The sequence below is a fragment of the Candidatus Poribacteria bacterium genome (assembly GCA_026702755.1).
Lineage (GTDB): Bacteria > Poribacteria > WGA-4E > WGA-4E > WGA-3G > WGA-3G.
Map to the genome: position 1 here is coordinate 13,111 of JAPPBX010000059.1, position 13,285 is coordinate 26,395.

A 13,285-nucleotide genomic window follows, 5' to 3' on the forward strand; every position below is an offset into this window, starting at 1 on the left:
GCAGGTAAGTCTACTTCCTTATCAACATTTTGCGCGTGGCGGTGAAATCGCCTGTTGTTAACGTATAGAAATACACACCACTTGCCACAGGTTCACCGAGTGCATTTTTACCATCCCAATGTAAAGCACGGCTCCGGCTACGGTAGACACCTGCAGGTTGGTGACCCAACGCCAATGTCCGGACCAACTTCCCATCCACGGAATAGATGGACACCGTCACATTTGATGCCTCTGATAGCTGATACGGTATCCACGTCTCTGGGTTAAATGGATTGGGATAGTTGGCGTGCAAGGCAGTTTCATCAGGAACAACCATAACTGTTGCAGGTGCGGCAATCATCGCGCCGCTTCGGACAATGCCCAAGGCTATTCCTCCTGGGTTTCCCAATCCTGTGACGAGGTCCTCAACAGCGGTGCCATCTAAGTTAGCGCGCTGAATCTTAAACTGATAGACATCTGTCCAGTATATCTTACCACCGACTACATCAAGAGCGATGTCCCAAGTGCCTCCCAATCCTGTGACGAGGTCCTCAACAGCGGTGCCATCTAAGTTGGCGCGCTGAATCCTATTTTTGTTTGCGTCTGTCCAGTATATCTTACCACCGACTACATCAAGAGCGATACCGCGTGGGGCACTGAGTCCCGTAGTGGCGAGGTCTTCAACGTTGGTCCCATCAAGATTTGCGCGCTGAATCTTAGACGTGAATCCTTCTATCCAGTACATCTTTCTGTTATCCACGTCTAAGGCAATATCCCAGGCGTTACCCCACTCAACGGTAACGAGGACTTCGGGGTTGGTACCATCTAAGTTGGCGCGCCGGATAATATCCGTACCCTGGTTTGTCCAGTACATCTTGCCCCCATCTACATCCAAGGCGATGCTGGTTGGATACAATCCCGCGGTGGTCAGAGTCTCGACTTTACTACCGTCAAGATTGGCACGCTGAATCTTAGCTGGGCGCGCGTCCACGAAATATATCTTACTTCCAGTGTCATCTAAGGCAATACCGTATGGAGTGCTTAATCCGGTGGCGATAAGATTTTGGACATTTGACGAACCATCAAGGTTTCCATATTGAATCTTACCCGTGCCATTGTCTGTCCAGTAAATCGTCGGGCTCCCGATGTCAACTATATTTGAAAGGGTCTGGTGTTCGTAATCTACACTAACGCCTCTGTCTAAGAGGACTGGAATATGGGTGTTGATTGATACAGAACTCAAAGGGTTTCTTCTGAGATTAACCTCATCTCCATCACTCATTCCCGAACTTTCCACAAGGGGCGAGACTTCTGATATTGCGTTGTTTTCAAGATTTAAATCTGTCAATTTTGTTAATTCCACCAAAGATGAGATATCCGATATTGCGTTGAAACGAAGGTTCAGCGATGTTAGATTGGTTAATCCCGCCAGAGCGGAAATATCCGATATCTGGTCATTTTCGGAAAGAGTTAGGTCTGTAAGATTAGTTAAGCTCTCCAAGGCTGATAGGTCCCACGCTGAATCGTGTTGCCCAAGTTGCAAGGACCTCAGATTCGTTAATTTTCCCAAGGGCGAGATGTCCGATATTGGGTTGCCCCAAAGACGCAATTTTGTCAGGCTGGTTAATCCTTCCAATCCCGAGAGGTCCGCTATCGGGTTATAGAAAAGCCATAACTCTGTTAGTTTTGTTAATCCTGCCAAAGGTAGGATATCCGATATGTTGTTGCTGTCAAGAAGCATCCATATTAGGTTAGTCAATCCACCCAAAGGCGAGATGTCCGATATTGTGTTCACCCGAAGATTCAGCGATGTCAGTTTTTTCAAATTCTTCAATGGCGATATATCCGATATTGAGTTCTTCTCAAGCTCCAGTACTGTTAGATTAGTTAGACCCTCTAAAGGCGATATATCTGATATTGCGTTATAATTAAGATTCAGCCATGTCAGATTCGTTAGACCCGCCAAAGGCGATATATCTGTCAATGACGAAACATCAACAAATGATTTTCCGCGAAGGTCAAGGTGTGTCAGGTTAGTTAATGCCGCCAAAGGCGATATATCCGGTATTGCGTTGCCGTTAAGGTCTAAGTGTGTGAGGTTGGTCGCAAATTCAAGTCCAGTCAAATCGCTAATACCTACGCCCCATGCGCCGCGCTCGGTATTGGTTAAAGTCGCCATCTCAGCAGGAGATATCGGGTCGCCGGGTGCTTTACTGAGAATTCTTTCAATGGCACTGCGGAGATTGTGATCGGGAATGTCCACCGGATCTCCTGCTACAGCACTAAAAGTTACGGTAGTCCCCGCGGCAGACACCTTAACAGTATACCTGCCCTGATTGGGCCCCAGCGTAAGTGTACTCTCGGCTCTGCCCTTGGAGTCTGTCTGGACACTCTTTACACTGAGTGTCCCACCTCTCGTTTTGGCGGTAAATGTAACCCAAACCCCTTGACGGGGAGAACCATTGTTCACATCCCGTACATCAATAACAAATGGAACAGGTAAAGTTGCATTGGGTAATCCGTGTTGGTTATCACCTGAGATTTTCGTCAGTGCCCGAAGTGTTTTAGGAAACAGACGAAAAGATTCGCTGCTGACATTTCCAAAAATATCAACTGCTACGGCCCGAATCGGATGCACATGAGGATTCAAAAGACTTGTGCTTCTGCTATAAGAGGGATCATGGGCAGATGGAATAATGCCATCATAATCGAATTGAACATTGACATTTTTTTTACCTGCCAATCCGCGATACTCCTTCACTGTAGTTCTGTTGTAGGGCGGTGTAACATGTAAGATGACTTGGTGAAGCCCATCCGAATCGTTGAGTCTAAGCCGAATTGGGATGTTATCTGAGTTGGCGGGGTAGGTACGTGGCGATCTGAGTTCGATTCTTGTCCTCTGTGTGTCTCTATCTGCAATATCAGGATTGAAATAGGGATGGACGGCTAAAAATTCGGCACTACATGCTGATAACTGATGTTCGTTGCGCGGTCCGTACGACATGATGTAATCCCCATTCCTGAAATCGTGCTGTAATCCGAAAGCGTGTCCAAGTTCATGTGCCACCAGTGTCCAGTGAGATTGGACTGGAAGATACGCGTAGCCTCCACTGCTTCTCCCTCCAACTCTAGATACAAATCCGCTAGATACAAATCCACGGGCATCTATACGATGATCAACGAAAATGAGGTAAACGTTGTTCGCGGGATGAAACGCCTTGAAGACCTCTCTATTGACAAAATTTACTTTACCGCTTTCGTCAAGATAGTGACTATCAGGGTGTTCTCCATCTACACGATGAACTATCAACTCGCCTTGGTCATCGGTTTCAACACGGAAAATTATGTTTCCGTGTCCATGCGCTTTCATCTGCTCGGCATAGAAGGTTTGAATAGTGTGAACCCCATCTTTTATCCACTGAATTGCTTCGGAGCGAAATGGACGGTCATTGGGCAGAAAGTAGATTATCCGCACAGTGAGAGGTTCGCCCACATCTAAATCCGCGCCGTAAATGGTTGCTTTCATGCCAAAGATTAGTAGGAAAGTAAGAAAAACAAATACAAAACATTTTTGATTTGGTGCTTGTGTTTTCAAATTACAAACTCCTTATAAGAATTTAAGTTGTGTTTACATTTTATGGTAAAGCCCGCAATTATTTGCACTTTGGGGGAAGGCGAGGATGCTAGTGGAAATCCGCAGAAATACCTAAAATCTTGTCCATAGCAACTTGGATTCGGTATAATTACTCTTGCAGTTTCAAATCGCTCCACCTTGTCGTAAGTTTGCCGCTCGCCGACACAAGTCCTCTCATACGAACCGTGGCTAACTGCTTCCGACCCCCTGCATGTGACACATCCTCTATGCGATAATAGTAGACAGTGTTCGGTTTGGCAGTGGCATCTGTCCATGTATACTCATTACGTTCCGCTGTAGTGCCAGCACCTGGAATCATGGTCGGGTTGACCCTCTTGAAATCACCATCCTTTGTTTTACTACGATAGATGTAGAACCCTGCGTTGTCTACCTCTGATTCGGTTATCCATCTTAGGAGAACACCTGCATTGGTGTGTTCTGCTCGAAAACTGGACAATGTAACAGGCAATGGTTCGCCACTTTCGGACAAGTAGATTTTCATATCTGGGTTCTGCCGTAACATCTCAAGCAGCGGTTTTCGGTCCTGAATCCGGTTATGTTGGAGGTATAAATATCTTAACGTCGCCACATTCATAAGCGGTGTAACATCACTGATTTTGTTGACCTGAAGGTTTGCGCTCCACAAGTATTGCAATTCCGCTAATGGGGTGAGGTCGCTAATTTGATTCGTAGAAAGGTTTATTTGCCATAAGTATGTCAATCCTGCTAATACGGTGAGATCACTGATGCCAGTATTAGCAAGAGTTAATGTCTCCAAGGGCGTCAATCCTGTCAGAAATGTGAAGTCGCTGATTGGATGGGCAGCGTGCCCAAAAAGGTGTAATATCTCCAAGTGTGTTAATCCTGCCAAGGGTGTGAGATCGCTGGTCTCCAACCTGCGGATACTTAACTCTTTTAGAGAAACGGCGTGTTCAAGTCCTGTAAGATCTGCTATTTGAGAGTTTTCGGCATCAAGTTTAGTGAGGGAAATCATGTCCAGCTGCGTGATAGGAGCACTGGCATTCAAGTTAAGGGCCTCTCGTGCCGCTGCTGCTAAATCCGGGTCAAGAAATAATACAGGTTCGGGGTTCGGTACTAAAACGGTAATATCAATTGGATAAGCGATAGACCAAGTTAAGTTCCCGTAAAGGTCAATAACACTGAGTGCTACATCACTCTTTCGTTCAATTGGATTAAAGATAAATTCAACAGTGTTGCTTGAACTTCCATTAACACTTTTACAGGCGATTAAACCCGGAGCCCCGTTTTGCAAATGCGTCGATCCGATGAGTTGAACCTGCTGGACACCATCAAGATCAGTTACCTCAAAACGGAGGCGAATGACATTGGGAAGAGACTCTAAACGTGGTGGGAGCATGTTAACCGTTAACGGAGCATCGGCATCCGGTTTGGCCGGATTGAAAGCGCGATGGACATCCAACCATTCCGCTGCACATTTAGACAGTTCACCGTCACCGATCCTGCCGTAAGTCATAATGTCGTGCCTATTTCGCCAATCGTGACTCAAACCAAAGGCATGCCCGAGTTCATGGGCAGCAAGGGGGACCGAAAGAAAATGCACTATTGCGTTTCCACCGAGATTATCGAAGTAGGGACTACCGGTACCGCTTATACCTTCTTCCAGGGTTTCTGTTAATTCTGTAAAAATGTAATGGAAATTCCTGCGATCAAACTGTTGTTGAGGCAACTCACTATGAATATCGCGTTCACCTCTTCCGAGAAGATAATCTGTCGTATTGAACTTCCCCCGAACCTGATGCACCACTATCTCTCCATTTGTATCAGTTTCAAGTTGAAAGGCTTTTCTCCCATACCCGTGGCGTTGCATCTCGTCAGCATAAAACTGCTGAGTACCCTTTATGACCTGGCGTATCTCTACTTCGCGGGCAGGGTTGGGTGTACTGTCAGCAGGAATAAAATAGATACACCGGACAAGAGGTCGGTGTAATTGTGCAAAACTATTAGGTAAAACGATGAGCGTTACAAAAGTGAATAGGGCGAGTGTGGAATATAGTGTTGTTTTCATAGGTAGTTTTCCTTATTATAAATCGGCTTTCATATTACGTGCCAACTCGTACATTGCAGATGTTTCACGGGTTTCTGTCTGTTGGATATCGGCTTGCTCTAATACATCATACCCAGTTTTTGCCAATTCTAAAGCAATACGACCAGACAAGATTTCAGCCGAGGCACCCCCTGTCTCAGTAGCACCGCTGTACATCATGCCACCTAACTGATTCCCACCAGATTCACGGGATGCGACAATTATCGTGTTATACTTACTAAAGTTTGGACAATTTTTAGATAATAGACATGCCGCCCCTACGGGGCTTAGCTGTGCGGGGGACAACGTTTCTATAGACATCTCGCCCCTACGGGGCTGCGCATAGCTGCATCTACGTTTATTTTTCTCTGAGTTGCGTTTGTGGCTATAATGCGAAGAAAATACGCAAAATGCGATTGAAACAGCCCTTGATCTGGATAAAACCTGTCCAAATTTTAGGAATTTATAGTAAATCCAAAAATAAATAGACCCTTCATCACCCGATAGGTTCGGTTTTGCGGCGCACCATAAGTGTCAATTTTAGCCCAAATAACCGTTGTAGTCCCAGGTCCGGTAGGGTTTTTGCTTGGGTATTTCTTCACTGTTTCTAACTGCGCCGGATTTTAGTCATAAACTTTGTACACGCCAGAATACCTCTTTAGTCCCGTAGGGTTTATTTCCTCGGGTATTTCTGCAGCATCTGTGTAGAAACTCTTTGCATGACCATACTTGTCTTAACTTTTCTAATTTTTGGTGTAAATAAACGTTGGCACTTCAGAATATCCCCTACGCAAATATCGCGCGCGAGATGAGATGTCTGTCAAAATAGCTGCACACCTGGAATGTCTGATTCGCTCAAAAACGTCTCAAGGCGGGTATGTAGTCGGTTCAGCAGGACATCCTCAACACCAGGGATAGCTCTGAGTGACTCCACCATCGGCGCGGTATCAACGCAATCCCCAACATGTATAAGTATAGCCCTATACTTGGAATTCAGCTCCGTAAATTTCGGAGTGTATCCTCTTTCTTGGAAGAAAGCGTTAACCGCTGTTGCCGCTGTGTATTGCTCATCGTGCCGCACGATCATCGTGCCGAACTCATATAATGATCCGTCTTCCAATACACCGACCTCAATAATCGCGTTGTTGACGAACGGCAATTCCGGCAATTCGTCATCATCCCACACGATGATCTCATCATCGACGCCGGAAAGAGCGGACAACAATTCTGAAGTTTTACTCATAAAGTGGAGATACACCTGCTCGACACCTGGGAGATCCATCAGATCATCTATCATCGGAAGTGTATCAACATCGCTGTCAAGATACACAACTTCGTAACCGAGAATATATCCTCTTACCGTCGAAGTGTATCCTTTTTTCGCAAAAAAATCACGCACAGCCGCAGCAGGGGGTCTATCCATCAGACCTACCTTCCACCGAGTGTCTGTTTCATAGAGTATCAGCACCGACCCGAGTTCATACAGCAGATTCGCTTTTGTCCTGCCTATCTTTGCGGTAACAAGATTGTCCGGGCAGGTTATCATCTCCGGAGAATCACTACATCCGATTAACGGGATAAGTATTCCAAATATTGCAACAAACACAAGTACTATTTGCAATCTCACTATCAGTCTCTCCTGTCACATCAAAAGATGCTATTGATTAGACGTTATAATGATTTAGTTGTAAGTTTAGTATACTTAGCAACTTGGGCGGAATTATACGAAGGTGTTTTTGCAACACTGATATTTCCATGATCAGATTCTCTATGCTGTTCAAGTGCTACTTGAGCTACACCACAACCGATAAACATTATTAAAATGTTAACTGGCACAAGGCGTATAATTAGGGAAAATGTTCTTGTAATTTTCACAATATCCTCCTATTTAAAGAGTGTTAAGGTGTTGTTGGATATAAGGGCTGTGTCCTGTTTATTTCGGAACAACGAATGCAAAACGACCTCCGAGGTCAGTCCCCACAGGATCGGATGCATTAAACAGTCTGTCAGGGTGTCCCACAGCTTCAGCCTCAACGGTCCCATTTGCAATCAGCCATAGACCGATATCGGTTTCAACGTGCGGGCTTTCATCATCCCGTATGACACTGAAAATCTTCGGGAAGCCATCATCCGTAAGAACAAACGGTTCACTCGCGACGAAAAATTCGCCCAGCCGCTCCCGAGTTGTCCAGTCTGGCTGGTCGAGAAATTGCAGACGAAGCTGCGCGGCAGTCTCAACCGAGCACGCTTCAAGTCCCATCTGTTTTGCGCGATCATAAATGGTATCAAGGGTGGCGAGCTCACCCTCAGCAAATCCCATCTCCAGCATAGAAACAACAACGACATCAACCGTTGTTTCCTCTGCCACCACCGGAAAACCCGGATTTCCAAGGGCTTGCCTGGACCATAGGCTGATCTGGCATTTTTTTTCGATCAGTGCACCTAAAAGAGCAGCACCACTCCTATGAGTTCCGAGTGTTATGGTAAAATCAGCAGTGAAACCCTTTTCATCTTTTGCGTTTTCATCATTGCGTGCAAAGAAAATAAAGTGTTGGTTGCTGACACTGAGAATCAATAGGATTGCCACAACCAAAGCAGTTCCAACAGCTACCCACGGCAAGGATGGGTTCATCTTCGGAGAAGGTGTCGGTGTCATGTCAACAATTTTTCGCATGATGTTCTGCTTTATACTTGCTGATATTTGCACGCCACCGAGAACTTCTTGGATCAAGAGCTCCTCTTCTTCTTGTAACCGTTTTCGGGCGCGCGAGAGTCGAGTCCATACTGCCTTCGGCGACACCCCCAAGAATTTGCCAATCTCCTTCGCTGTCATTTCGTCGAGATAATGGAGCGTCACCACTATTTGCTCACCCTCCGGCAATTTTTCCAAAAGTTTGTTGACGATCTCAAAACGATGTTCCGTTGCTTCTGTCTCCCGCTGTTCCACTTCGTAACGCGCATAAGCAGATGCCCCGATTTCTTCCATAGGTGTGTCCTCCAAGGATTGCACTTGCTTCTCAGGTTCTTGTTTGCGCAGCCAATTCAGACAAATCCGATTCGCAATGACATGCAACCACCCAAGAAACTGGCTCGGATTTCTCAACGTTGAGAGGTTTTGATATGCGCGGAGGAAGGTATCTTGTGTAATATCTTCTGCATAGTGAAAATCCCCGATTTTCCGCCACGCGAGGGCGTGAACACTTTTTTGGTATTTTTCAACCAAAATATCGAATGCTGAGTCGTCGCCTGATAAAACGGCATGAATCAATTGAACATCGTCTTCTCTCTCCACGGAGTTCTCTCCTCATAAATAGATTCGGCTGCATTGACATCCACTGAAACATCTAAGTAAACACTGAGTCTCGGACGTTGTGCCATGCAATACAGTCCACACAATTATGTTATGACAATATTAAAGACACATTTTTTTCCCAAAACCTTACATCACGTGAAAAAAATATCTTGTTAGGCATTTTTCAAAGATGGGGAAAATTGTAAAATTCAATTTAACTGATCCCAAAACTACTAATTGCGTTTAGTTTTATAGTTCGGTTTCCTCGTAGAGGCGGTATCTATGTAGAACTGCGGATTCTCTCCTGTCCGCGTCGGGACAAGTGAGCGGTTGACACGGCGGGGGTCGGACGACAGGGTTCATGCGCGGCACGTGTAAGGTGCAGCGCGACGTTGAGTGTCGCCACGACGAAGAAAAGCGCGATGGGGACCCACCGCAAGAGGTGTGTTTTCATGTTAGGCACTCCTTTTTTAGGGGCTGGTCCCTACAAATAACATCCAACGGAAACCCGTTAGCTGCTACAATAGAAACCAGCGCTGCTATACTCATATTATGGCAGTGTTACGCGTGGCAGGTGGTAGTACACCTGCTGCGCACCCCGAAAACGGGGAGCTGCCCCTGACGCGATCCACGCGGTGTTAGCGAATGTGCTTCAGCATGAAATCAGCGTCATATAAAGTTTACCATAAAATGCAAAAATTGTCAAATTTTTTAAATAGAACTTTAAATATGCCTTACTATAACCGTTACAGTGCAGCAGGCGAACACCTTCCAAATCCTGCCCAATTTTACCACTTTTTCAGGGGTCCCTAATGAAGTCTGCCAAAGTAAATCAGTCCTGCAGTGAAGCCCAAACTGCACACCGACAGCCGACAACTGACTGCTGACGGCTAATCGCCAGTTTTTTGTTAATCAAAAAGCAAAGATTTGATAGAATAGTTATCGGTTACTGGTTGTCAGTTATCGGTTAAGAGGTTTCTGGTAACAATCGGTCCCACTTGGAATATTTCAAGATTGCGTGAATTGTTAAGTAGCACCTCTCTAACTCTCACTGCAAGGCACACCGAAAACCAAAGACCGATAACCACTTCAAGAATTACCAACACACACAGGAGCATTTGCTATGGAATATACCTATCTCGGTCGGATTGGGCTACAGGTGAGCCGTCTCTGTCTCGGCACGGTCAATTTTGGTAGACACGTGTCCGAAGAGGATACGTTACCGGTGTTGAGTCGGGCACTGCAAGCCGGAATCAACTTTTTCGATACCGCGAATTCCTATAACGACGGTTTAACAGAGACAATTATTGGAAACTGGTTAGCACAGGATAAAAGTCGACGCAATCAGATCGTGCTGGCAACCAAAGTATATAGTCAGACAGGTGAGGGACCGAATGAGGGTCGTCTGTCGGCGTATCATATTCGTCGAGCATGTGAGGACAGTCTGCGCCGTTTGCAAACTGATCATATAGACCTGTACCAGATGCACCATGTTGATCGCCAGACACCGTGGGATGAAATGTGGCAAGCGATGGAGCAATTGGTACGTGAAGGGAAAATTTCTTATGTCGGCAGTAGCAACTTCGCGGCATGGCACATCGCCCAAGCGCAAGGTATCGCTGCCCAACGCAATTTTCTTGGGCTGGTCTCAGAGCAGAGCCTGTATAATCTCCGCAGCCGAAAAATTGAACTTGAAGTCCTTCCGTGTTGTCGGGAACTCGGTTTGGCGGTGATCCCGTACAGTCCGATGGGTGGAGGATTGCTCTGTGGAGTCCTTGACAACCCAACCACTGGACGACGGGGCAGGGAATCGCTCAGACAAACGATTGAGACGCATCGAACCCAGTTACAGGCGTATGAGGAACTCTGCGCGTCAATAGGGCAACCCCCGGCTAACGTTGCTTTGGCGTGGGTGCTCAACAACCCGGACATTACGACACCAATTATCGGACCACGGACGGTTGAACAACTTGAAGAGAATTTATCTGTCTTGGAATTGAAATTGGACGATGATATACTCGCAAGACTCAATGAGATTTGGACGGGTCCGGGTGGTGAAGCACCAGAGGCGTATGCGTGGTAAGGTACCAATGGAACACACGTCGTCACAACTGATGCTGCACTCAGTGAAATAGTGGGATAATTAACTATCAACCGTCAGCCGTCAGCAAGAGGACTCTCCTTTATGAGGAAACCTCTTTACTGATTGCTGATAGCCGATTGCCGATAGCCCTTCTTGCCGACAGCCGAAGGTTTCCGATGGCTGACAACCACTAAAAAAGGAGCAAAGTATGGAAAAACGCCCAAATATTTTATGGTACTGCACAGACCAACAACGTTTCGATACTATCGGAGCGCTGGGAAATTCACATATCAACACCCCAAGACTCGACGAATTTGTCAGTCAATCAGTCACATTCACCCACGCCTATTGCCAATCTCCCATCTGCACACCATCCCGTGCGAGTTTTATGACCGGTATGTATCCTTCAGCTGTGAGCGTCACCGGCAATGGTAACCCGGCTTTCCCCGAATACTACGAAGACCGACTGATTACACATGCGCTCACACAAGATGGTTACGACTGTGGGTTGATTGGTAAACTCCATCTCGCCAGTGCCTTCGATGCGCAAGAACACCGCGTAGATGATGGATACCGCTACTTCCAATATAGCCACGACCACGGAAAGCCAAATGCCCTTGGACACGAATACGCAGATTGGCAACGCACACAGGGTGTTGATCCTGAAGCATTGATAGCGGGGAAGGCAATCTCTCAAAAGTATCCGAACAGGACCGGACGCGTGAAAGAACCGACACAGGATATTGACAACGTCCCGCCACATCTCCACCAGACCCATTGGTGCACCGAGAAAACAATAGAGTTTGTTGAGAAAAATCGCCGAGAAAATCAGCCATGGATGCTCAGCATCAATCCGTTCGATCCACACCCGCCGTTTGATGCCCCTTGGGAGTATTACCGACGGTACGATCCAGAAACGCTGCCCGGTCCGTACTTTCAAGAGAGCGACATTGCCTTTCAATCGAAATTGACGGATGCCGGTATTGATTTTCAATCTCAGGCGAAGCCTCCTTCAGAGTGGGACGACAAGCGGATGCAAGCGTCTTATTACGCTATGATTGAACAACTCGACCATGAGTTCGGACGCATCCTCGACTACCTTGATGCCGAAGGACTTCGCGAAGACACAATCGTTATCTTCACTTCCGACCACGGAGAGGCACTCGGAGACCACGGACTCGTCTACAAAGGGTGTCGTTTTTACGAAGGATCCGTGCGGGTACCGCTCATCATTTCATGGCCGGGGTCCCCACCCGTTACTGGGAAGGGGCGACACTTTTTACAGGACGTTCAAAGCGAAGCACTCGTTGAACTGCTTGACATTGTTCCCACCTTGTACGATGCGTTAGGTATGGACATCCCCTATTACGTGCAAGGCAAATCGCTCGCACCACTCTTACGTGGTGAGGTCTCTGCCTCTGACCATCGAGAGGCGGTACGTAGCGAATTTTTCGGAGCAATCGCGTTCCCAGACCAGACGCACGCAACGATGTATCGGGACCGACGCTGGAAACTTGTCGTCTACCATCAGAAAGGGATTTGTGAACTCTACGACCTCGACAACGACCCGTGGGAACACAACGACCTTTCCGAGCATCCTGATTACCAAGCCGTCAAGTGGGAACTGATGCAAAAGAGTTTCGATGCCGCCGTTTATGCGCACCCGCAGATGATACCACGTGTCGCTTCGCACTAACGAAACCACTTCCTTGTAAACGTAATTAACATGAGTTCTGTTTAAGGATTTAGTGGAAACTCTCGAACGGAAGCCGCGGTTTGGAAAAGACATGCAAAAGATTGTTCCTGAATAAGTTCCCTCAGCAGTACAAATGATTGGTTGCGTTTGCCCTATTTGGTGCAGGTGGATATAGGGGCTGCCCCGTTTTGTGCAGTTCCTCTCGGTATTTCACAAAGAATCTGGCTGGTGTGGTATTGCTTGGACTGGCACGAAACTTGCTCCCTATTATGATAAAATGAATTGGTGTTTAAGGTTTATAGGCAATCTGCAGACGGGCTTAGGCACGATTTTCTCTCAGATTCTGCAACCTTTCCACTGCAAAAGTGTGTCACTATAATTGAGTGAGACCCTATACAGCATTTAACCAATGAGCAACGCTTAACTCTCAGAATTGACTTCTAACGCGAGATTTGTGGACAATGTATCGCTATAAAAAAATGGTGTTTCTGCTTCTGGGCAGTATCATTTTCTAAAATTATGCACCTTTTTCGATG

At 46.6% G+C, this 13,285-nt stretch carries 9 protein-coding genes; 2 read left to right on the forward strand and 7 right to left on the reverse strand.

All coding sequences use genetic code 11. The features are described 5' to 3' along the window. Positions 1-10: 10 nt before the first annotated feature. From OXH39_10740 to OXH39_10770, 7 genes are all read right to left on the reverse strand, one after another. Positions 11-3,505, reverse strand: coding sequence for a leucine-rich repeat domain-containing protein (locus OXH39_10740; protein ID MCY3550923.1), 3,495 nt, complete (start codon positions 3,503-3,505; stop codon positions 11-13). A gap of 217 nt (positions 3,506-3,722) precedes the next feature. Further along, positions 3,723-5,660 carry a hypothetical protein gene (locus OXH39_10745; protein ID MCY3550924.1) on the reverse strand — a complete coding sequence of 646 codons (1,938 nt, stop codon included), beginning with the start codon at positions 5,658-5,660 and terminating at the stop codon, positions 3,723-3,725. Positions 5,661-5,675: 15 nt separating this feature from the next. Next, positions 5,676-5,999 (reverse strand): hypothetical protein, encoded by a 324-nt coding sequence (locus OXH39_10750; protein MCY3550925.1) that lies wholly within the window; start codon positions 5,997-5,999, stop codon positions 5,676-5,678. 499 nt (positions 6,000-6,498) lie between these two features. Beyond that, positions 6,499-7,305 carry a hypothetical protein gene (locus tag OXH39_10755; GenBank protein ID MCY3550926.1) on the reverse strand — a complete coding sequence of 269 codons (807 nt, stop codon included), beginning with the start codon at positions 7,303-7,305 and terminating at the stop codon, positions 6,499-6,501. A gap of 44 nt (positions 7,306-7,349) precedes the next feature. Continuing rightward, the gene (locus OXH39_10760) at positions 7,350-7,553 is read right to left on the reverse strand and encodes a hypothetical protein (protein MCY3550927.1); all 204 of its coding nucleotides are present in this window, start codon (positions 7,551-7,553) and stop codon (positions 7,350-7,352) included. 58 nt (positions 7,554-7,611) lie between these two features. Further along, positions 7,612-8,970, reverse strand: coding sequence for an RNA polymerase sigma factor (locus OXH39_10765; protein MCY3550928.1), 1,359 nt, complete (start codon positions 8,968-8,970; stop codon positions 7,612-7,614). Between the two features lie 280 nt (positions 8,971-9,250). Beyond that, the gene (locus OXH39_10770; GenBank protein ID MCY3550929.1) at positions 9,251-9,424 is read right to left on the reverse strand and encodes a hypothetical protein; all 174 of its coding nucleotides are present in this window, start codon (positions 9,422-9,424) and stop codon (positions 9,251-9,253) included. A 669-nt stretch (positions 9,425-10,093) separates the two neighbouring features. On the opposite strand from OXH39_10770, the gene OXH39_10775 reads away from it, so the two are divergent. Together OXH39_10775 and OXH39_10780 are read left to right on the forward strand one after the other, a co-directional pair. Continuing rightward, positions 10,094-11,053 (forward strand): aldo/keto reductase, encoded by a 960-nt coding sequence (locus tag OXH39_10775; protein ID MCY3550930.1) that lies wholly within the window; start codon positions 10,094-10,096, stop codon positions 11,051-11,053. Between the two features lie 208 nt (positions 11,054-11,261). Next, on the forward strand, positions 11,262-12,749 hold the full coding sequence (locus OXH39_10780) for a sulfatase-like hydrolase/transferase (GenBank protein ID MCY3550931.1): 1,488 nt from the start codon (positions 11,262-11,264) through the stop codon (positions 12,747-12,749). Positions 12,750-13,285 lie beyond the last annotated feature (536 nt).